The sequence below is a fragment of the Thalassospira australica genome, from assembly GCF_000763295.1.
GTDB lineage: Bacteria > Pseudomonadota > Alphaproteobacteria > Rhodospirillales > Thalassospiraceae > Thalassospira > Thalassospira australica.
This window is the reverse complement of sequence record NZ_JRJE01000004.1, coordinates 171,994-192,129: the sequence shown is the minus strand read 5'-3', so window position 1 is coordinate 192,129 and position 20,136 is coordinate 171,994. Positions and strand designations below refer to the sequence as shown.

General features: G+C 53.1%; 19 protein-coding genes. 11 read left to right on the top strand and 8 right to left on the bottom strand.

All coding sequences use genetic code 11. The features are described from left to right. Nucleotides 1–114 precede the first annotated feature (114 nt). The 3 genes from galU to pgmG all read left to right on the top strand — a co-directional run bounded on the left by galU (nucleotide 115) and on the right by pgmG (nucleotide 3,823). On the top strand, nucleotides 115–1,002 hold the full coding sequence (galU, locus tag JF44_RS0103560; RefSeq protein ID WP_033067561.1) for a UTP--glucose-1-phosphate uridylyltransferase GalU: 888 nt from the start codon (nucleotides 115–117) through the stop codon (nucleotides 1,000–1,002). 80 nt (nucleotides 1,003–1,082) lie between these two features. Next, nucleotides 1,083–2,399, top strand: a complete 1,317-nt coding sequence (locus JF44_RS0103555) for a UDP-glucose dehydrogenase family protein (RefSeq protein WP_033067560.1) — start codon at nucleotides 1,083–1,085, stop codon at nucleotides 2,397–2,399. An 8-nt stretch (nucleotides 2,400–2,407) separates the two neighbouring features. Beyond that, nucleotides 2,408–3,823, top strand: a complete 1,416-nt coding sequence (gene pgmG, locus JF44_RS0103550) for a phosphoglucomutase/phosphomannomutase PgmG (RefSeq protein ID WP_033067559.1) — start codon at nucleotides 2,408–2,410, stop codon at nucleotides 3,821–3,823. Between the two features lie 102 nt (nucleotides 3,824–3,925). Here the strand turns inward: pgmG and JF44_RS0103545 are convergent, their stop codons facing one another. Then, the gene (locus JF44_RS0103545; protein ID WP_033067558.1) at nucleotides 3,926–5,194 is read right to left on the bottom strand and encodes a D-alanyl-D-alanine carboxypeptidase family protein; all 1,269 of its coding nucleotides are present in this window, start codon (nucleotides 5,192–5,194) and stop codon (nucleotides 3,926–3,928) included. A 213-nt stretch (nucleotides 5,195–5,407) separates the two neighbouring features. Here JF44_RS0103545 and JF44_RS0103540 point away from each other — a divergent pair, with 213 nt between their 5' ends. Next, nucleotides 5,408–6,157 (top strand): hypothetical protein, encoded by a 750-nt coding sequence (locus JF44_RS0103540; protein ID WP_033067557.1) that lies wholly within the window; start codon nucleotides 5,408–5,410, stop codon nucleotides 6,155–6,157. 421 nt (nucleotides 6,158–6,578) lie between these two features. On the opposite strand, the gene JF44_RS20440 is transcribed toward JF44_RS0103540, so the two are convergent. Together JF44_RS20440 and JF44_RS20435 are read right to left on the bottom strand one after the other, a co-directional pair. Continuing rightward, complete coding sequence (locus tag JF44_RS20440) at nucleotides 6,579–6,749, bottom strand: hypothetical protein (protein WP_162181381.1); 171 nt, start codon at nucleotides 6,747–6,749, stop codon at nucleotides 6,579–6,581. A 9-nt stretch (nucleotides 6,750–6,758) separates the two neighbouring features. Further along, nucleotides 6,759–7,289 carry a hypothetical protein gene (locus tag JF44_RS20435; protein WP_162181380.1) on the bottom strand — a complete coding sequence of 177 codons (531 nt, stop codon included), beginning with the start codon at nucleotides 7,287–7,289 and terminating at the stop codon, nucleotides 6,759–6,761. Between the two features lie 70 nt (nucleotides 7,290–7,359). Here JF44_RS20435 and JF44_RS20430 point away from each other — a divergent pair, with 70 nt between their 5' ends. The 4 genes from JF44_RS20430 to JF44_RS0103520 all read left to right on the top strand — a co-directional run bounded on the left by JF44_RS20430 (nucleotide 7,360) and on the right by JF44_RS0103520 (nucleotide 11,491). Continuing rightward, nucleotides 7,360–7,872, top strand: a complete 513-nt coding sequence (locus JF44_RS20430; protein WP_052065420.1) for a phasin family protein — start codon at nucleotides 7,360–7,362, stop codon at nucleotides 7,870–7,872. 319 nt (nucleotides 7,873–8,191) lie between these two features. Then, nucleotides 8,192–8,518, top strand: a complete 327-nt coding sequence (gene clpS, locus JF44_RS0103530) for an ATP-dependent Clp protease adapter ClpS (protein ID WP_008890601.1) — start codon at nucleotides 8,192–8,194, stop codon at nucleotides 8,516–8,518. Nucleotides 8,519–8,521: 3 nt separating this feature from the next. Next, complete coding sequence (gene clpA, locus JF44_RS0103525) at nucleotides 8,522–10,840, top strand: ATP-dependent Clp protease ATP-binding subunit ClpA (protein WP_033067556.1); 2,319 nt, start codon at nucleotides 8,522–8,524, stop codon at nucleotides 10,838–10,840. A 105-nt stretch (nucleotides 10,841–10,945) separates the two neighbouring features. After that, a complete protein-coding gene (locus tag JF44_RS0103520; protein ID WP_033067555.1) occupies nucleotides 10,946–11,491 on the top strand; it encodes a hypothetical protein in 546 nt (181 codons plus the stop codon). A 115-nt stretch (nucleotides 11,492–11,606) separates the two neighbouring features. Here the strand turns inward: JF44_RS0103520 and JF44_RS0103515 are convergent, their stop codons facing one another. After that, on the bottom strand, nucleotides 11,607–11,921 hold the full coding sequence (locus JF44_RS0103515) for a hypothetical protein (RefSeq protein ID WP_156111583.1): 315 nt from the start codon (nucleotides 11,919–11,921) through the stop codon (nucleotides 11,607–11,609). A gap of 333 nt (nucleotides 11,922–12,254) precedes the next feature. Here JF44_RS0103515 and JF44_RS0103510 point away from each other — a divergent pair, with 333 nt between their 5' ends. Both JF44_RS0103510 and JF44_RS0103505 read left to right on the top strand, forming a co-directional pair. Then, nucleotides 12,255–12,872, top strand: coding sequence for a hypothetical protein (locus tag JF44_RS0103510; RefSeq protein WP_052065419.1), 618 nt, complete (start codon nucleotides 12,255–12,257; stop codon nucleotides 12,870–12,872). Between the two features lie 11 nt (nucleotides 12,873–12,883). Further along, a complete protein-coding gene (locus JF44_RS0103505) occupies nucleotides 12,884–14,566 on the top strand; it encodes a methyl-accepting chemotaxis protein (protein WP_033067553.1) in 1,683 nt (560 codons plus the stop codon). Between the two features lie 104 nt (nucleotides 14,567–14,670). On the opposite strand, the gene JF44_RS0103500 is transcribed toward JF44_RS0103505, so the two are convergent. Continuing rightward, nucleotides 14,671–15,825: a GNAT family N-acetyltransferase gene (locus tag JF44_RS0103500; protein ID WP_081944327.1), complete on the bottom strand. Its 1,155-nt coding sequence runs from the start codon at nucleotides 15,823–15,825 to the stop codon at nucleotides 14,671–14,673. 243 nt (nucleotides 15,826–16,068) lie between these two features. Between JF44_RS0103500 and serA the strand changes: the two genes are divergently transcribed. Next, nucleotides 16,069–17,310 (top strand): phosphoglycerate dehydrogenase, encoded by a 1,242-nt coding sequence (gene serA / locus JF44_RS0103495; RefSeq protein WP_033067552.1) that lies wholly within the window; start codon nucleotides 16,069–16,071, stop codon nucleotides 17,308–17,310. 98 nt (nucleotides 17,311–17,408) lie between these two features. On the opposite strand, the gene JF44_RS0103490 is transcribed toward serA, so the two are convergent. The 3 genes from JF44_RS0103490 to accC form a co-directional block, all read right to left on the bottom strand. Beyond that, nucleotides 17,409–17,891, bottom strand: a complete 483-nt coding sequence (locus JF44_RS0103490; protein WP_033067551.1) for a GNAT family N-acetyltransferase — start codon at nucleotides 17,889–17,891, stop codon at nucleotides 17,409–17,411. Nucleotides 17,892–17,917: 26 nt separating this feature from the next. After that, nucleotides 17,918–18,586 (bottom strand): leucyl/phenylalanyl-tRNA--protein transferase, encoded by a 669-nt coding sequence (gene aat / locus JF44_RS0103485; protein ID WP_033067550.1) that lies wholly within the window; start codon nucleotides 18,584–18,586, stop codon nucleotides 17,918–17,920. Nucleotides 18,587–18,783: 197 nt separating this feature from the next. Then, nucleotides 18,784–20,133, bottom strand: a complete 1,350-nt coding sequence (gene accC / locus JF44_RS0103480; RefSeq protein WP_033067549.1) for an acetyl-CoA carboxylase biotin carboxylase subunit — start codon at nucleotides 20,131–20,133, stop codon at nucleotides 18,784–18,786. Nucleotides 20,134–20,136: the final 3 nt, after the last annotated feature.

The window sequence follows — 20,136 nt, the reverse complement described above, 5'->3', positions numbered from 1 at the left end:
CGTCAAATATGGATGCGCTTGCTTGATCCGTCTTTCGGAAGTGTGGCAGAAGCATAGTATGTGTGCACTTCAAGTTGCGGACGGGCATGCAGCGGTTGAAAAAGGAAATATTGAATGTCTAAGAGAATCAAGAAGGCCGTTTTTCCGGTTGCAGGTATGGGAACCCGTTTTTTGCCCGCCACCAAGGCAATGCCAAAAGAAATGCTGCCTGTCGTTGACAAACCACTCATTCAATACGCAGTTGAAGAAGCCATCGCCGCAGGCATCGAAGAATTTATTTTCGTGACCGGCCGCGGCAAAACCGCCATCGAAGATCACTTTGACCATTCTGCAGAACTTGAAACCATCCTGGCTGAGCGCGGCAAGGAAGACGCGCTTGCCAAGGCCCTGGAAATGATTCCGGAAAATGGCCGTGTAACATATACCCGTCAGGGCAATCCGCTTGGCCTTGGGCATGCGGTACTATGTGCCAAGTCGCTTGTCGGTGACGAGCCGTTTGTTGTGCTTCTGGCCGATGACCTTATTCAGTCCGAAACTCCCTGCATGAAACAGATGGTCGACAGTTACGGCCGGACTGGCGGGAACATGGTGGCTGTCATGGATGTGCCGCGCGAAGAAGTCCATCGCTATGGTGTTCTGGAAATTGAGGGTACCAATGGTCGCCTTGTCAGTGCGTGCGGCATGGTGGAAAAACCAAAGCCCGAAGAAGCGCCTTCAACACTTTCGGCAATCGGACGTTACATTCTTGATCCGGGCATCTTTGAGGTGCTTGAAAAGATACCACGCGGTGCAGGCAATGAGATCCAGCTGACTGACGCGTTGGCAGCAATGATCGGGCATGTGCCGTTCTATGGGTATAATTTTGAAGGACGTCGTTTTGACTGCGGTAACAAGATCGGCTTTTTGAAAGCGACGATGTCGTTTGCATTGGCACGAGAAGACATGCGCGACGATGTCCGCAAGCTTATTCACGAATTCGCCGAAGGCGAAGCAGCGCAATAATCATTTACATTAACAATGCCCGGCCGAAGTAGACTTATGGTTCGTTTCGGCCGGAATTTACTTATCAGGATAAAACCTCCATGCGCGTAGCAATGATCGGGACCGGATATGTTGGGCTTGTGTCCGGTGCCTGTTTCTCTGAATTCGGTACAGATGTTATTTGCGTTGATAAGGATGCGGATAAAATCGCCCGTCTTGAAGATGGTATCATGCCAATCTACGAGCCGGGTCTGGATGTTCTGGTCGAGAACAATGTCAAGGCAGGCCGTCTGACCTTCACCACGGACCTTAAAGAAGGCGTCAAGGACGCCGATGCTGTTTTCATTGCTGTTGGTACACCGGCCCGTCGCGGTGACGGTCATGCGGATCTGAGCTATGTTTACGCAGCCGCCGAAGAAATTGCCAAAGCAATGGATGGCTTTACGGTTATCGTTACCAAGTCGACCGTTCCGGTTGGCACCGGTCGCGAGGTAGAACGCATCATCCGTGAAACACGTCCGGATGCTGAATTTGCCGTGGTGTCCAATCCGGAATTCCTGCGTGAAGGATCAGCAATTGGCGATTTCATGCGTCCGGACCGGGTTGTTATTGGCACCAGTGACGCGCGCGCGCGTGAGGTAATGTCTGACCTGTATCGTCCGTTGTATCTGATCGAAACACCGATTGTTTTCACCTCGCGTGAAACGTCGGAAATGATCAAATATGCGGCCAATACTTTCCTTGCAGCAAAGATCACCTTCATCAACGAAATTGCCGATCTGTGTGAAAAAGTTGGTGCAGACGTACATGATGTTGCACGTGGCATCGGTTTGGATGGACGTATTGGCAAGAAGTTCCTGCACCCTGGACCTGGCTATGGCGGGTCATGCTTCCCGAAAGATACATTGGCACTTGTCCGCACAGCGCAGGAATATGACAGCCCACTTCGTATCATCGAGACGGTGGTGGATGTGAATGCCAAGCGCAAAAAGGCGATGGCAGACCGTGTCATTTCGGCCTGTGGCGGTTCGGTTTCGGGCAAAACCATCGGCATATTGGGGTTGGCATTCAAACCCAACACCGACGACATGCGTGACGCACCAAGCCTTGATATCGTTCCGGCCCTGATTGCCGCGGGGGCGAGGGTGAAGGCCTATGACCCAGAGGCCATGGAAGAAGCCAAAAAGCTTCTTGATGGTATTGATTATCGCGAGAACGCCTATGAGACGATTGAGGGCGCGGATGCGATGGTTGTTCTGACGGAATGGAATGAATTCCGTGGCATGGACCTTGATCGCATCAGGGATGCGCTAACCCACCCGATCGTCGTTGACCTGCGTAACGTTTATGACCCAAGCGAGATGGCTGAAAACGGCTTTAGTTATTCCTGTGTCGGTCGCGCATCTATCGGAGGCTAATTCAAATCATGACTAATTCTGCCGGACATCAATTTGACCGTTCTGTTTTGCGCGAATATGACGTGCGCGGTATCGTTGGCGACACCTTGCACCCGGAAGACGCCACTGCGCTGGGCAAGGCATTTGGAACAATGGTGCGCAGATCCGGTGGCAAGCGGGTTGCTTTGGGCCGCGATGGCCGCCTGAGTTCGCCGGAGCTGGCAGCAGCACTTGCCGAAGGGATTCTTTCGACCGGGTGCGATGTTGTCCGTGTTGGCCGTGGGCCAACCCCGATGCTGTACTTCACGGTATATGACGAAAAAACCGACGCTGGTATCATGGTCACCGGGTCGCACAATCCGTCCAACTACAATGGCTTTAAGATGCTCAATGCCGGGAAATCGGTATTTGGCGACGCCATCCAGGAATTGGGCGAAATTGCCGCTGCTGGTGATTTTGAGGTCGGGCAGGGCACGGCAAGCGATCTTGATGTCGAAGGTCGGTTTGTCGAGCGTCTTCTGGCCGAACTTGACTGTGAAGTTCCCAACCCGATGACCATCGTCTGGGATTGCGGTAATGGCGCAGCCGGTGATGTGGTGCGCAAGCTAACCGCTAAACTGCCGGGCACGCATCATTTGTTGTTCGACGATATTGATGGCAGCTTCCCGAACCACCATCCGGACCCAACGGTCGAAGCCAATCTGGTTGATCTGAAAGCGGCAGTGGCCAAACATGAGGCCGACTGGGGCGTTGCCTTTGACGGGGACGGTGACCGGATTGGTGTGATTGATGGCAGCGGCAATGTTCTTTGGGGCGATCAGCTGCTGCAGATTTATGCTGCCGATGTCTTGGAACGTCAGCCAGGGGCGGCAATCATTGCGGATGTGAAAGCAAGTCAGACCCTGTTTGACGAGGTCAACCGGATTGGTGGCAAGGCCATCATGTGGAAAACCGGGCATTCCCTGATCAAAACCAAAATGATCGAGGAAAAGGCACCGATTGCCGGTGAGATGAGTGGCCACATCTTTTTTGCCGAACGTTATTATGGATATGATGACGCGACCTATGCTGCGGTGCGCCTGTATCGCATTTTGGTCCAAAGTGGCAAAAGCCTTGCCGAGTGGCGTGCGGAAATGCCGGTTGCCGTCAATACGCCAGAAACCCGGATCGATTGTCCGGATGACCGCAAGTTTGCCCTGATCGAAGAAGTTCGTGCGCGTCTGGCCGAAACGGGCGCAGAAGTCAGCGGCATTGATGGTGTGCGTGTTAGCACCGAAGATGGTTGGTGGTTGCTGCGTGCGTCCAATACCCAGCCCGCCATTGTTGCGCGCTGCGAAGCTGGCGACGATGCAGGCCTTGCTCGTCTTAAGGAGCAGGTCACAAAGCAGCTGGTTACAAGTGGACTGTCATCGGATGATTTCTTCGCGCCGGGCGGCGGGCATTAAGGCGTCGACCAAAATACAAGTTAATGTAAAATAGAAAAAGGGCCGTCAGAGTGATCTCTGGCGGTCCTTGTTGGTTTTGTGTTCTGTTATGTGCTGTGCGCTTTAACCCGCGTCACCAGCATTGACAGGAATGCAGGCAAGGTTTTCGCGGCGAAGTGCCGCGCAGGCAGCACGGGCTTCGTTTTCGCCGTCAAAGCCCAGAAGTCGTGCACGATAGACAATGCCTGTGCCGTTGGTCTGCTGTTCGACAGCAGCGCGGGTCAGGCGCAAAACGTCGGGTGCCGTGCGCGCAGCTGCAAGAACAGCTTCCTGTGCGCGACGCTGATCGCTAAATGCCCCAACCTGAATGCCCCATCCGGCGGTGTTTTCAGGTTTCATGCGGGTCACTATTGTTTGGGTATCAATACGCCCGGGTTGTTCGGCTTCGCGAAGGCTGTTGCGCTTGGCGATCAGAAGCTGTGCATCGGCTGGAAGAATTTTGTCTTCCGGGCTGATACGTGGGCGCGGAACAATAATCTCACCTTCCTTGATCAGTTTGACATAGGCCTGATCAAGAATTTTTTTCATCTGTGCGTCACGGGTACGTGCCGTGCGACCACCAAATACCACGCCAATCAGGCGCTTTCCGTTGCGGTTGACCGACGCGACAAGGTTAAAGCCCGATGCGTTGATATAGCCGGTTTTGATCCCGTCGGTACCGTAATAGGACGCCAAAAGGTTGTTGTGGTTGCCATAGGTACGGTTGCCAAAGCGGAACTTCTGGGTCGCGAAATAATGGTAATATTTACCGTAATTTTTGCGCAAAGCGACGGCCATCGTGATCATGTCACGTGCGGTGGTCATTTGGCCGCGGTTGGGGAGACCCGATGCATTGCGGAAAGTTGTCCGAGACATGCCGATGCGGCGCGCTTCGGTCGTCATCATCTGTGCAAACTTGATTTCCGTTCCACCAAGATGTTCTGCGACGACAACAGCAACATCGTTCGCCGATTTGGTGACCAGTGCGAGAATTGCGTCTTTGACCGAAATTGTTTCACCGGGCTTCAGGCCCAATTTGGAAGGGGCCTGTCCCCAGGCGCGCTTGGAAACCTTCATGCGAGTCGAAAGCGATATCTTGCCACGCTCAAGCGCATCAAAAACCATGTAAAGGGTCATGATTTTTGTAAGGGATGCTGGATAAACTTTGTGATCGGGGCGATATTCATGCAGCGTCTTGCCGGTGTCAGCATCAATGATCATCGCCGTGTAGGTGCGCGCACTTGCAAGTGACGGAACCAAAACAGTGAATGAGACGATGGCAATCAGGCACAAAAACACAGACACAATGCCCCGCATCCAACTATTGCGCGGCACAGACTGAGATTTGGCCATTGCATTAGGCCCGAAAGGGGTCATTGAACGCATTATACAGGGCTCGGCTTTCTGGGTTCCCCAAGAACTAATCAGTTTCACTCTCGCATCGCAGCCTTAAACAAATGTTTAAGAGCATCAATTTTGATGACCCTCATTTGAGCCTTGAGAAGGCCATTTTTATGCGCGAGATTAACTTTTATATCTCCAGATCAGCAAAAAATCGAGGATCGAATGTTTAAAAAAAACGCTTCAGTTCACACCAACTCCGGTGTGCGCCGCCGCAATTTGATTGGATCGGCGGTGGTTGCACTTGTTGCAACAAGCGTTGCCGGTTGCACATTTACGCAAACAAATGATGTGCGCAATCCGTTAACCCGAAAGGCATCCTGGTTTTCTTATTTGAATGCGGACGATCTTCGTCAGGCGTGCTCGGCTGGTGATGCAGAGGGGCGGATTCGCATCACTTACAATGCTGTATACTATGATGAAGTGCGGGTTTTTGAATTAACGTCGCATGCTGGTTTTGAGGAATTTGACCTCACCACGCGCGTCTTTGGGCCGCTGCAAGTCAAGGACATCAACGTTGAGGTGCGTGCACCGCTCGGCGCGTTCGGCGGGGAGGAAGCTGTCGACGTAATTGACCGTGCGTCTTACCTTGCCATCACTGATGCGCTTCAGGCCGAAGGCTTTGGTGCCCAGAAACGTGATGGTTTGCGTTTGTATTCCGATGATTACTACTGGGTCGCGATTGGTTGTTCTTCGGGCAATGTAACCCTTGCGGCATGGATGTCAGGTGTTGATGATCTCCGTGCCTTGGATTTCCCGGGTGTTCTGGCCAGCCTGTCGTCCGTTGAAAGTGAATTGCCAGTGCCGCCAGCAGCCGAAAATGCGCGCTCGCAAGGTGCCGCGCAACTGCACTATTCCCAAAACAGCGACTCTCGTGATTTTTATCGAACAGTGCGTGGCAATATGCTCCGCTAACGGTCGGCTACAACACAAATGAACGGGACGGCGATGCCATTAAAGCGACGTCGTCTCGTCCAAAATTGTTGCGTTGCGACAAAGTTGCAAGGCTAGTGCGTTGTTCGCGCTATGGGTTTCTGCATGTTACCAAAAATCACCCGTTTTCTGCGATAAGTTTGATGCGGTTTGTGCCGGAAATGTCACTAAACTGAACTTGACTGTGAGGCGCTTTCCATCTAGGGTTATGTTGCAATGCAGCATCATGCTGGGGCTTCGTTTCCGGCGATCAGGAGGGCAAGGCAATGGCTGTTTCCAGGCAAAAAACTTCCGGGAAACCGGCAAGAAAGCCTTCAGCGAAGGTAAAGCCGGCCGCGAAATCCTCTAATGGCGCGGAAGGTCGGGGCGCGACAGCGCTCTCAAGAGCTTCTCAACCGGTATCTCAGACCTCGCCTGCCAAGCGGAAGGTGATGACATCGTCCGAGATCGAGGCCGCAGCCAAGACCCCCGTGACGGCAAAATCTGAGCAATCAACAGCAGCGTCTGCGTTTGCCGACAAATCCAAAGTTTCAAGCGAAACAGCTGCAACCAGTGATATGGCAGAAAATAGCATATCCGCTGATCAGGGCGTTACGGCCCCCACGGGCGGCATCACTGCGCCAAAGCCGCCATCTGTCAGCGAAGATGCGAAAGGCGATGCTGCGAAACCGGCCCAAACGGATGCAGCCGCATTACCAAAGCCGGTTTCCAAACCCAAGCGGACGACAGGCGTCGTGGCATCAAAAGCCAACCGATCAGCCAGCTCTGCAGCATCCTCCCCCAAAACTGAAGAGGTCAGTACCGTGAGCACGAAAAGTAAATCCGCGGCAACCAAACCGACGGCCGCGTCCACCGCGCCAAAGAAATCAACCCCGGCAAAGTCGGCACCCCGAAAGGCAGCCGCAGCGCCGGCTGCTGAAGCATCCAAAATGGCATCTGCCCCGAAAGCCAGTGCACCAACCAGTGCGCCAAAGAGCGTGTCCAAAAGTGAGGCGCCCACCAGCGCACCAGCCAAGGCAGCATCCAAAGCAGCAACGCCTGCGCCAGCAGCACCTAAGCCGAGTGCAGAGCCAAAACCGGCCTCAGCCCCGAAGGTGGCTGCCGAGGCGTCCAAACCTGCGCCTGAACCAACCCCAAAGTCTGCCGCCAAAGAGGCGGATGTATTTGGTTTCGGGGCAATGTTTATGGATGGCTCTGCAATGACACCCTATTTTGAACTTTGGAAAACCCCAGAGGTCGAAGCCATGGTTGTTGCCGGAAACGATGCGCTTGAAGATAGCGTTTCTGTCGCAAACGAGGCGTTTGGCAAGATCTTTGAAACCATGACCGGGCAGTCGGATGTCTTTTCTGGTGCCGGGTCACGGGTGGCAGCACAGTATGAAGAGCTTCTTGATACCCAGAAGAAAGGTTTTGAGGAAGCAATGCAGGCCACCATGGAAATGTTTGAAAAAACCGGTGGGATCGGCTCCGAGCTATCAAGCTGGATCCAAAAGGAATTTGACGCCTCGCAGGATGATATTGATCAACTGCTGAAAGTTGAAAGCCTTGCCGAATTGCAGGACGTTAATGCGCGTATTTTCAACCGCTATTATGCCAGCAGCATGGCCGAGGGCGAGAAAGTGCAAGAAATTATGTTTTCGGCACTGGCCGACGGACTTAAGGCGATCAGCAAGGCGGCGAATGTCACAATGAAGTGATGTGCGGGCGTGATTTATAAAATCTGGTCTGGAAGTCGGAGCGGGCATGGCGGTGGTTCATGCCCGCTTTTTCGTGCGTTTTTCTTAAATGAGAATGCTGTGCAGCTGTTTTCGGGCGTTGTGCACTGCTGATCACGATGAAGTTTATGTGTTGATCTTGCAGCGCGTTATTCTCAGCCTAAATGAATTGAAGATGGACAATAAATCAAACACGGTTGCACAATGAATTCTTGGAACAAACCGCGCTGCGGACTTTGAAAGAGTTTGGCAATGACCTATCATGGAGTTCATGCAGGAAAAGGATTCCGGTAAATAGACGATGACTGAACAGGATAATGACGGCACTGATCTGCCGAATACGGGGATCGTAACAAAGACACGGCCCAAGACGAAAAAGCCGTCCATGTATAAGGTGCTGTTGCTCAATGACGACTACACACCAATGGAATTCGTCGTTCACGTGCTGGAACGGTTTTTTGAAAAGGGTCGCGAAGAAGCCACCGAAATCATGCTTCAGGTACACCGCAAGGGTGTCGGAGTGTGTGGTGTGTTCACATATGAAATAGCAGAGACCAAGGTTAATCAGGTCATGGACCTGGCCCGCCAGAATCAGCATCCGCTGCAGTGTACCTTAGAGAAGGAGTGACATATGCTATCGCGCAATCTTGAGGAAAGCCTGCACCGTGCGCTCGCATATGCGTCGGAGCGTCGGCACGAATATGCCACTCTTGAACATCTACTGCTGTCTTTGACCGAAGATCAGGATGCACTGGCTGTGCTCAAGGCATGCCGGGTGGATATTGATCGCCTGCGTTCTGATTTGCTGGAGTTCGCCGATAGCGAACTTTCCGGGCTGATCAGTGCCCGTCTGGTCGATCCCAAGCCAACAGCGGGTTTCCAGCGCGTGATACAGCGTGCAGCAATCCATGTGCAGTCATCGGGCCGTGAAGAGGTCACCGGTGCCAATGTTCTGGTTGCCCTGTTTTCCGAGCGGGAATCACATGCGGTCTACTATCTGCAGCTACAGGATATGACCCGTCTTGATGCGGTAAATTATATCTCTCATGGCATCGCCAAGGCCACCGAACTTAATGAGCGCCGGATTCCGCGCGGTGCCGAAGAAGAACCCGCACCGGGCATGGCGCCAGAGGGCGAAGAAGCCGGTCCGGCAGAGGGTGAGGCGCTTAAGGCCTATTGCGTCAATCTTAATGTCAAAGCCCAGAGTGGCAAGATTGATCCGCTGATTGGCCGCCAGAGCGAGATTGACCGCACCATTCAGGTTCTGTGCCGTCGCACGAAAAACAATCCGCTTTATGTTGGCGATCCCGGTGTTGGTAAAACAGCCATCGCCGAAGGTCTTGCGCGCCGTATCAATGACGGTGATGTGCCGGAAGTTCTTGAAAACGCCACGATCTTTGCGCTGGACATGGGCGCGCTTCTTGCCGGTACGCGCTATCGCGGGGATTTCGAGGAGCGCCTGAAGGCAGTGGTCAAGGAGCTTGAAGAGTACGAAGGTGCTGTTCTGTTCATTGATGAAATCCACACGGTGATCGGTGCGGGCGCGACGTCAGGTGGGGCAATGGATGCGTCCAACCTGTTGAAACCTGCGCTGGCAAGTGGTTCGCTTCGGTGCATCGGGTCGACGACCTACAAGGAATTCCGTGGGCATTTTGAAAAGGACCGTGCTCTTGTGCGTCGATTCCAGAAAATCGATGTCGATGAGCCATCCGAAGCCGATACCGTCAAGATTCTCAAGGGGCTCAAGCCTTATTACGAGGAACACCATCAGGTCAAATACACCAACGAGGCACTGCGATCAGCCGTTGAATTGGCGTCACGCTATATCAGTGATCGCAAACGCCCCGATAGTGCCATCGACGTGATTGACGAAGTCGGTGCGTCACGGATGCTGGTGGCGCCAAGCAAGCGCAAGCGCACCGTGGGCAAACGCGATGTCGAGGAAATCGTTGCCAAAATCGCCCGCATTCCACCAAAATCGGTTTCGACCGATGATCGCAAGGCGTTGGCCAATCTTGAACGTGACCTTAAGACCGTTGTGTTTGGTCAGGATGGTGCGATCGAAGCCGTTGCCAGTGCGATTAAATTGGCCCGTGCCGGTTTGCGGGAGCCCGAGAAACCGATCGGCAGCTATTTGTTCTCAGGCCCGACCGGCGTCGGCAAGACCGAGGTCACCAAGCAGTTGGCAACTGTTATGGGCATTGAGTTCATCCGCTTTGATATGTCGGAATATATGGAACGTCACAGCGTTTCACGCCTGATTGGTGCGCCGCCGGGATATGTCGGGTTTGATCAGGGCGGTCTTTTGACCGATGCGGTGGATCAGCATCCTCATGCGGTGGTTTTGCTTGATGAAATCGAGAAGGCCCACCCGGATCTGTTTAATATTCTGCTGCAGGTCATGGATCACGGCAAGCTGACCGATAACAACGGCAAAACGGTTGATTTCCGGAATGTGGTGCTGGTCATGACGACCAATGCCGGTGCTTCGGATATGGCCAAGCCGCCAATCGGGTTCAAACGTGAAATGCGGGTTGGTGAAGATGAAGAGGCGATCAAACGCACCTTTACACCAGAATTCCGCAACCGCCTGGATGCGGTTATTCCGTTCGCCAACCTGAAGCCGGAAGTCGTCAAGATGGTTGTCGACAAGTTCGTCCTGCAGCTTGAAGTGCAGCTGGCAGATCGTAACGTGTCGATTGAGCTGACCGAAGCGGCGCGTGCATGGATGGCGGAACGTGGTTATGACGCAGCCTTCGGGGCGCGGCCTTTGGGGCGCGTCATTCAGGAACACGTCAAAAAACCGCTCGCCGAGGAGCTTCTGTTTGGCAAGCTTGCCAAAGGTGGGGCTGTGTTGGTTGATATCGAAGACGATGCTGTTGTCTTCCGCTATCCCGATGAAGAGAACGGCGAGACGCAGAAGAAAAAAGATCCCGAAATGGCGGGGTAAAAGTCTCGCTCCCGCTTTAGGGGTTGTTGTTAATCATTGGCAGTATAGATTGGTGCCCGGGGATGCTGTTCCCGGGCACAAATATATCAAAAACGCCAGAGCATTATGAGCCAAGCTGCACAACGAAAATATCGAAATGAGGTAGAGGAATTTCTTTCCCGGCTGGAATTGCGTGCGCGCAGGCTGATTGCATTGGCAGATAACCTCGACAAGAGCGCGGACAAGTCGGATGTCACGGGGTATCGCCCGTTTCGCGAGGAGGTCGACAACTTCAAAGCGCTGTCTTTGGTGATCAAGGAGCGCATGAACAAGCTCGAAAGTCACCCCAAGAAAGAAGAACTGGAAGAACAGTTTCACAAGTTGCAGGTTTTGATGCTGCGCATTGTGATCAAAACAAGCCTGAAGTTCTTCTTTATCATGAGCGCCAAGGAAAACCTGCCGCTTGGCGCGCGCGAAATGTTCCAAAGTGAGTTGCGAACGCTGTACGAAGCGGAACGCATGATTTCTGACCCGCGCTATATCAGCCAACTAGATGATTCCGCCAAGGAAGATCTTGATACGGCAAAATCCATTCTTGAAGAAATCATCGAGAAGGCGCCGGCGCTTCTGAACTTCAGCAGTCGTAAGAAAAAACGCGCCAGGACACGCTAACAATGATGCGTAAATAACAGATAAACCTAAATTATTATTCGCGTTTTGCAAAATGCAAAAAATGTTCTTTGCATTTTGCAATCTTTGCATTTTGAAATGCGAAACTTCTGTAACTTCATTGAAATGTTTTAGGAGTGGTGCGTTCGGAATGCCCGAAAACCCAAGCTTTCTTGGTTTCTGAAAACTTGGCACGCTTCCTGCTTAGGTCATGGTGGACAGTTGTTCTTTGCAGGGGCGCGTTTCGCGCCTGGAACAACGTAATCTTCTGCAGTTTGCTCGTGTCCCAACCAAACTCAGCGGCGGTGCTATACCGCCGCTTTTTTCTTGCGTGCTTTGCATTGTTTGCTTTGCTGTGGCCTTTGATGAGGCCTGGCGTCCAGTGCGACATAGCGCGTTGGACAGGTGGCGCAATGCCTTGAAAATCTGCCAAATACAAATCCTGTAGGCCGGGACATCCCTTTGCCCTGTCGCGTCAACCCATGATCTTGCCTCAGGGTTTCGTGGGCTTTCCTTGCTGGACATAAGGATGTCCTTGGCGGGGCGCGGTAGATCTGATGTCGCACGTTCTCAGTCGAACTTTAATGCCAGTGGCGCTGTTGTTTGTGGGCGCGCAATCCTCATATGAAAAACATGAGGCGCACCTGTTGCGGCTTCATTCAACTCCGAATTCTAAAAATGGTTGTGTGGGTTGCTGAGCTTTTGTATAAGTATATATACAAAAGCATAGATAAATAACATTGGCTTGTACTGGGGAGTAAAGCGGATGATGTCCAAGAGTTGTATGGCTATGGCAGGTGTGATGCTTGCGGCCTTGATAGCGGCCCCGCACACTGCAAATGCAAAGGTTGAGTTGCCGGGGGATCCCAACACACTCATTACAGATGCGATGATTCAGGATATTCGTGAATGGCTTGCAAACCCTGTGGTGGGATTGTCCATCAACTCGCAAAACAAGCTGCGCGAAAACATGTCGCAGGACGAGATTGATGCTGCTGACACCCAGTGGCGGGCAGAACGCGAAGCAGATGATCAGCCGCTTGTCGCGGGCATCCTGACCAATCCTCTTTCAAGCTATCTGACCCAGATACAGGCGCGTTCCGGCGGTCTTTATGCCGAAATCTTTGTGATGGATGCGGTTGGCCTCAATGTTGGGCAAAGTTCGATTACATCGGATTTCTGGCAAGGCGATGAAGCGAAATTCCAGAACACCTATCCGAATGGCCCAGATGCGGTTTTCATTGACGAGGCCGAATACAACGAAGACTCCGATACCTGGCGTTCGCAACTCAATCTGACGATGAGTGATGCCAACCGTCAGCCAATTGGTGCGGTGACCATTGAGGTCAATCTGAATGAACTTGCGCGCCGTCGCGGTCTGTAGGGAGAAACGCCATGACCTTCTTTAAAAACCTCTCTATCCCGTCAAAACTGATGACCTGTTTCGCAATTATGATTGCGGTCATTCTGATGGTTGCCGCTGCGGGCGTATTTGCCACCATGCAGGTGCAAAGCGCGAATGATCAGCGTGATTATCTTTCTGAATTCGAACGCGATTATCGTGGTCTTGACCGTGCTTACCTGATGGCACGTCAGGAACTGATCTACTTCCTGACGACGGGTGATCGCAGTGGATTGGCGAGCTATGAAAAATCGCTCAATGAAATTGATATCCGCACGGATGTGATCAAAACCTATGCGACGATTAATCCCGAAGTCGCGAACCTGATCGAAGAGATGGACGCAGCGATTGATCGCTGGGAAGAAATCGCTGCCGAACAGGTGGGGCTGATGCGTCACTATCTGACGGTCAACCATGCACGTGCGATCGAGGCATCTGGCGAGCCGCGTCAGCTTTCAGATCGTGTCAGCATGATTGCTGGTGAACTTGCCAAAAACATCGATCAAATGGTGCTCGACGTAGAAGCTGAAGTGCAGCAGGCCATGCGCATTTTCCAGGTAACACTGGGCATTGGCGTGATCCTTCTGGTTTCCATGGCTGTTCTGTTCGGTGGCACATTGTCACGCATGATTGCGGCACCAATCCGCAAAATGACCGAAGCCATGACAAAGCTTGCATCTGGTAATCTTGATATCGAAACACTGGATATGAAAAGAACCGATGAAGTCGGAGCGATGGCCAAGTCGCTTGAGGTCTTCCGCGAAAATGCCCGTGAACGTGCCCGCATGGCAGAGCAGGAAAAAGTTGAAGCCCAGCGTCAGGTCGAGCGAAGCCAGCGCATGGGGGCTTTGACCAAAGGCTTTGATTCAAAAATCCAGGATGTTCTGACCGCGGTGAATGCCGCGTTGGATGATGTACGTTCAGCATCAGAAACCCTGACGTCCCATGCTGCGCGTGCCAATCAGGATGCACAGGATGTTGCCGAACAGGCGCAGGAATCCTCTTCAAACATCGAAACAGTCGCATCGGCCACGGCTCAGTTGTCGGCGTCGATTTCTGAAATCTCGTCACAGATTGCCCGCGTGACCGAAATCACCCAGATGGCGGTTGGTGAAACTGAACGCACCAACGAGCGGGTCGAAAAGCTTAATGATGCAGCTCAAAGCGTTGGCGAAGTTGTCAATCTGATCAGTGATATTGCCGATCAGACCAACCTGCTGGCGCTCAATGCAACCATTGAGTCTGCCCGTGCCGGTGAGGCAGGCAAAGGCTTTGCTGTCGTTGCCGGTGAAGTTAAAAACCTTGCATCCCAGACGGTCAAGGCGACCGAGCAGATCACAGCCAAAATCTCGGAAATGCAAAGCGAAACCGGTGCGGCATCTGACGCCGTGCGTGGGTTTGCTGATACCATTAACAAGATTGATGAACTGATGTCGGTGGTCGCAAGTGCGGTCGAAGAACAAGGCGCTGCAACCGAAGAAATTTCGCGCAGTGTCGAAGGGGCGGCCAATGGTAACGCAGCTATTACCAACGCGGTGAAGAGTGTTGCCAACGCCACGACCGAAAGCGGCGATTTGTCAAACGGGCAGCTTGATAGCGTCGGACGTCTGGCGGCCGCCAATGACGAGCTTCGCAATCACGTCAACGGCTTTCTTGATGACGTCCGCACTGTCTAGGAAACGTTTTATCTTCGCAACAGGCGATGGAGGCGCGGGGCGTTCCCGCGCCTTTTCCTTTGGGCGTGTTTGTCCCGTAGCCTGCTCCGCGTAACGAATGCGGGTTACTTCTCTTGGCGACGGTAAGGAGTGTGTTCCGAAAGGAGAAAATCACGATCCTGATCGATGTGATCGCGTTCCTGTCTCAGGAATTGTGCGACCGCACGTTTTAATCCCGGATCGGCGATGAAGTGTGCCGAGTGGGTAAGCACGGGTTCATAGCCGCGTTGGATTTTATGTTCGCCCTGCGCGCCGGCCTCCACGGTTTCAAGTCCGTGTTCGATGGCAATATCAATGGCCTGATAATAGCAGGTCTCAAAATGCAAAAGAGGGGTCCGGTCGATGGTGCCCCAGTTGCGCCCATAAAGGGTTTTTGACCCGATCAGGTTCAGGGCGCCCGCAACCATTTCATCATCATTGTATGCACAGACCAGTACAGTGCGATCACGCATGCGTTCATGAAGAAGATCAAAAAAGTCACGCGTCAGGTAAGCCTGTCCCCATTTGCGATCTGATGTGTCGTGATAGAAATGATAAAATCTGTCCCAGTGCTCTGCTTTCAGGTCATCACCGCGCAATGCCCGGAAGCTGTACCCGGCTTCAAGAACCTGTTTGCGTTCCTTGCGCAGGTTTTTGCGTTTGCGGGAATTCAGGGCGGCCAGAAAATCATCAAAGTTCTGATAATCGCGATTGTGCCAGTGATACTGCATGCCCGTACGGGTAAGGAACCCGGCCTGTTCCATAAGTTCGCTTTCCGCACGCTTGCAAAAGGTTACATGCAGCGTTGCCATGCCAAGCTTCTCGGGCAGCATGGCAAGACCACGGATCAAGGTTTGGCGGATTTGATCCGGGGCAGGGTGGTCATTGGCGACCAGTAACCGTGGTCCGGGCACGGGCGAAAAAGGCACAGCCGACTGAAGTTTTGGGTAATAACGTCCCCCGGCGCGCTCATAGGCCTCCGCCCAAGCCCAGTCAAAAACATACTCGCCATAAGAATGGCCTTTGACATAAAGCGGAACAATGCCAATGACCGCGCCCGCATCATCTTCTGCAACCAGATGAAAGGGTTGCCATCCGGTCTGTGCGGTGGTCGAACCACTGTCTTCCATTGCCGAAAGAAAACCAAAGCTGACAAACGGGTTGTCAGTTCCTGCACATTTGTCCCAGTGCGCTTGGCCGATCTGATGAATATCGGTGACGGTTCTGATTTCGACAGACAAAGCAATCTTCCCGAAGCGGGCCCCTGAGGTGATCAAGGCCCGTTGTAGGGCCCTTATTTTTATACGCAGTAACCGGTATATGCGTTCAGAAGATAGGGGCAATGCACAATTACGCAAGGGAAAGCCTTTGACGCACGCGCCTCTAAGTCCTATTTCATTGTCCCACAGGCCGCTTAAAACGGTTTGAAAACGGCTCGGGAATGTTCCCGTGTCGCCCTCGCGAACAAAAAAGGATGGTGCGCCGTGAACAGCAAACTTTCGTTGGAGAAGGACAAGATCAAGGTTGTCCTGCTCGAAGGTATCCATGAAAACGCTGTAAAGATGTTCAAAGAGGCCGGCTACTCAAATGTCGACCACTACCCTGCTGCGCTTGACGCGGACGAGTTGAAGTCCGTTGTTTCCGAAGCGCACTTTTTGGGCATTCGTTCTCGCACCAAACTGACAGAAGAAGTTATCCAGGCTGCCGGCAAGCTGACATCGATTGGCTGTTTCTGCATCGGAACCAATCAGGTTGACCTGCAGGCAGCAGCAATGCGTGGCATTCCGGTGTTTAACGCACCATACTCCAATACCCGTTCGGTTGCCGAGCTGGTACTTGGCCAGATCATTATGCTTCTGCGCGGCATTCCGCAGCGCAATGCCGCTGCCCATGACGGCGGCTGGCTAAAAAATGCCAAGGGATCGTTTGAAGCGCGTGGCAAGACGCTTGGCATTATCGGGTATGGCCATATCGGCTCGCAGCTTTCCGTGCTTGCAGAATCGCTTGGCATGAACGTGATCTACTATGATGTGATCAACAAGCTTGCCATGGGGAATGCCAACGGCTGTTCATCCATGGACGAACTTCTTGCCAAGTCCGATGTCGTGTCCTTGCATGTTCCGGCCAATGACCAGACCAAGAACATGATCACCGCGACCGAAATTGCCAAAATGAAAAAAGGCGCGCACCTGATCAATGCGGCGCGCGGCAATGTCATCGTGATCGAAGATCTGGCCGCCGCCCTTGAAAGCGGTCATTTGGCCGGTGCTGCCCTTGACGTGTTCCCGGTTGAACCGGCTGGCAAGGATGAGCAGTTCGAAAGCCCGCTTCGCGGCATGAACAACGTGATCCTGACCCCGCATATCGGCGGGTCGACACAGGAAGCGCAGGAAAACATCGGGATCGAAGTCGCAGACAAGCTGATCACCTATTCCGATAATGGCTCGACCCTTGGGGCGGTAAACTTCCCCGAAGTATCGCTTCCGGTCAAGGATCGCACCCATACCCGTTTCATGCACATTCACCGCAACGTTCCGGGCGTGCTGCTTAAAATCAACGATGTGTTTGCCCGCCGTGGTGTCAACATCAGCGGACAGTACCTGCGTTCAGAAGGCGGCGTTGGCTATGTGGTTGTCGAAGTCGACGATGAAATCAAACCGGGCGAAGGCGTGCGCAAGGAACTTGCTGCGATCGAGGGAACGCTTCGCGTCCGCTTCCTGTTCTAAGCAGGATTTTGATAACGTCCAAAGATAGAAGAGGGCGGCTACCATTTGGTGCCCGCCCTTTTTGCTTCCTGTTGAAAGCCAGCATTTCGGTTCTGATCCTAAAGTTTGCGATACATGACCAATGCATCGGTTTCGCCCAAAGTCGGATGCATGAAGGCATCGGGCAGGCGGCCGACCACCTCGAAGCCAAGTTTCGGCCAGAGGTGGACGGCTGCGGCATTGCTGGCGATCACGAAATTGAACTGCATGGCGCGATACCCCATTTCCTTGGCCCGCACAAGTGAGTCTTCACACATGCGTCGGGCAATACCCCGGCCACTGGCCTTGGGTGACGTCATATAACCGCAGTTACACACGTGTGATCCACCACCACCCTGATTTTGCCGAATATAATATGTGCCAACAACGTCGCCATCTTCCTCGGCAATCAGGGTGAGTTTGTCGCGGCCCATCCAGTATCCGATGATTTCGTCATCGGTCATATTCGGATCAATGGCATAGGTATCGCCAGCCCGCAGGATTGGGGCAACGATATCAAGGATGGCGGGGATGTCGTCTTGTGTGGCGGGGCGGATTTGCATATTGAACTCGGTTGGCGAAATTGGAATTACTTGGCGGGATGGTCAGCGTCACTATCGCCGCCTGTCAGGGTTTGTTCAAGAAATTCCGGTTCGACCTCAAACGGAAGAACAGCCCGGCCGGTCAATGCCTTGGCCAGTTCATTGCGATATCTTTCGCGCGGGATTTCCTGCACGCCAAACTGTTTGAGGTGATCGTTGACAAACTGCGTATCAAGCAGGCTGTAGCCGCCCTGGCGCATCAAGGCGACCAGATATACCAACGCAACCTTTGAGGCATTTGTGGCGCGTGAAAACATGCTTTCGCCAAAGAACGCCTTGCCTAGGCTAACGCCATAAAGGCCGCCCACCAGTTCGCCGTCTTTCCAGGCTTCGATCGAATGAGCGCAGCCCATTTCATGAAGCGCGCAATAGGCATCAAGGATGTTGTTGTTGATCCACGTATCGTCACGGGAATCCGTTGGTTCGGCACAGGCGCGAATAACGTCGGGAAAGGCGCGGTCGACATGGATTTTATAGGTGTCCTTGCGCACAGCCTTTCGCAGGCTGCGCGGGACATGAAACCCGTCAAGCGGCAAGATGCCACGCCATTCCGGATCAATCCAGTAAAGGGTTGGATCATCGTGGCTTTCGGCCATTGGAAACAGGCCGACGGAATAGGCGCGGATCAAAAGATCAGGGGTCAGCTGGTTTGACATGATCGCAGTGATAATTGCTCTGGTCCTGTTTGTCTGCTTACATATGAGTTAACCGCACGCTTCAGGCAAGGTCATCTTGACCAATAGTCTGAACCGAACCCTTATTATAGGGAAGGGCGATTAATAATTTGATGTGCCTTGCAGGCAAAAAAAACGGGAACCCGAAGGTTCCCGTTTGATATCTGATCAGGTGCCGATCACAGCGTTTTATTCATGCCCATGAACTTTTCCAGCCAGTGGATATCGTAATCCCCTTTCTGGATGTCCGGGTTCGCCAAAAGCGTCTGGTGCAGCGGAATGGTGGTTTTGATGCCACCAATCGCATATTCCGCCAATGCACGGCGCAGGCGCATCATGCATTCTTCGCGGTCGCGACCATGGACGATCAGCTTGGCAATCATGCTGTCGTAATAGGGCGGGATCGAATAGCCGGTGTAAATACCGCTATCAACACGCACACCCAAGCCGCCCGGTGCATGATATTCCTTGATCTTGCCCGGTGACGGAACAAAGGTCTGCGGATCTTCGGCATTGATACGGCATTCAATGGCATGACCGTGAATTTCAAGGTCTTCCTGTTTGAATGACAGCTCAAGACCAGCTGCAACGCGGATTTGTTCACGCACAAGGTCAACACCGGAAATCATTTCGGTGACCGGATGTTCCACCTGAAGACGGGTGTTCATTTCGATGAAATAGAACTCGCCATTTTCATACAGGAATTCGATCGTACCAGCATTGCGATAGCCCATGCCGATCATGGCATTGGCAACCGTGGAGCCGATCCGTTCGCGTTCTTCTGGTGTCAGGGTGGGAGATGGCGCTTCTTCAAGCACCTTCTGGTGACGACGTTGCAGGGAGCAGTCACGCTCAAACAGGTGAACGGCGTTGCCATGCATGTCACCAATGACCTGCAATTCGATATGGCGCGGTTTGCCAAGGTACTTTTCCATGTAAACGGCAGCATTGCCAAAGTTCTGCAATGCTTCCTTACGGGTCATGGAAAAGGCTTCGGCAAGGTCTTCTTCGCGCTCGACCACTTTCATGCCGCGACCGCCGCCGCCGCCCGATGCCTTGATCAGGACCGGAAAGCCGGTCTCCTTGGCGCATTCGCGGGCTTCTTCAACGGTGGTGATTTCGCCATCAGACCCGGGAACACACGGAATGCCAAGCTTTTCGGCAGTCTGTTTTGCCGTGATCTTGTCACCCATGGTACGGATATGTTCTGGCGTTGGGCCAATAAAGGCAAAGCCGTGCTCTTCGACCATCGATGCGAAATCAGCGCTTTCCGACAGGAAGCCATATCCCGGATGGATGGCTTCGGCCCCGGTGATCTCAGCAGCCGAAAGAATGGCCGGAATATTCAGATAGCTGTCTTTGGATGCTGCCGGACCGATGCAGACCGATTCGTCGGCCAGACGCACATGCATGGCGTCCGCATCGGCAGTGGAATGCACCGCGACAGTTTTGATGCCCATTTCGCGGCAGGCGCGCTGAATACGAAGCGCGATTTCACCACGGTTGGCAATCAGGATTTTGTCGAACATGCG

What these genes read in the sequence shown, in the direction of transcription:
- galU (WP_033067561.1), top strand. Translation starts at nt 115, where the DNA reads ATGTCTAAGAGAATCAAGAAGGCCGTTTTTCCGGTTGCAGGTATGGGA.
- accC (WP_033067549.1), bottom strand. Translation starts at nt 20,133, where the DNA reads ATGTTCGACAAAATCCTGATTGCCAACCGTGGTGAAATCGCGCTTCGT.
- JF44_RS0103505 (WP_033067553.1), top strand. Translation starts at nt 12,884, where the DNA reads ATGACCTTCTTTAAAAACCTCTCTATCCCGTCAAAACTGATGACCTGT.
- JF44_RS0103510 (WP_052065419.1), top strand. Translation starts at nt 12,255, where the DNA reads ATGATGTCCAAGAGTTGTATGGCTATGGCAGGTGTGATGCTTGCGGCC.
- JF44_RS0103545 (WP_033067558.1), bottom strand. Translation starts at nt 5,194, where the DNA reads ATGGCCAAATCTCAGTCTGTGCCGCGCAATAGTTGGATGCGGGGCATT.
- JF44_RS20440 (WP_162181381.1), bottom strand. Translation starts at nt 6,749, where the DNA reads ATGCTATTTTCTGCCATATCACTGGTTGCAGCTGTTTCGCTTGAAACT.
- JF44_RS0103520 (WP_033067555.1), top strand. Translation starts at nt 10,946, where the DNA reads ATGAGCCAAGCTGCACAACGAAAATATCGAAATGAGGTAGAGGAATTT.
- JF44_RS0103540 (WP_033067557.1), top strand. Translation starts at nt 5,408, where the DNA reads ATGTTTAAAAAAAACGCTTCAGTTCACACCAACTCCGGTGTGCGCCGC.
- clpS (WP_008890601.1), top strand. Translation starts at nt 8,192, where the DNA reads ATGACTGAACAGGATAATGACGGCACTGATCTGCCGAATACGGGGATC.
- JF44_RS20430 (WP_052065420.1), top strand. Translation starts at nt 7,360, where the DNA reads ATGGATGGCTCTGCAATGACACCCTATTTTGAACTTTGGAAAACCCCA.
- clpA (WP_033067556.1), top strand. Translation starts at nt 8,522, where the DNA reads ATGCTATCGCGCAATCTTGAGGAAAGCCTGCACCGTGCGCTCGCATAT.
- aat (WP_033067550.1), bottom strand. Translation starts at nt 18,586, where the DNA reads ATGTCAAACCAGCTGACCCCTGATCTTTTGATCCGCGCCTATTCCGTC.
- pgmG (WP_033067559.1), top strand. Translation starts at nt 2,408, where the DNA reads ATGACTAATTCTGCCGGACATCAATTTGACCGTTCTGTTTTGCGCGAA.
- JF44_RS0103555 (WP_033067560.1), top strand. Translation starts at nt 1,083, where the DNA reads ATGCGCGTAGCAATGATCGGGACCGGATATGTTGGGCTTGTGTCCGGT.
- JF44_RS0103490 (WP_033067551.1), bottom strand. Translation starts at nt 17,891, where the DNA reads ATGCAAATCCGCCCCGCCACACAAGACGACATCCCCGCCATCCTTGAT.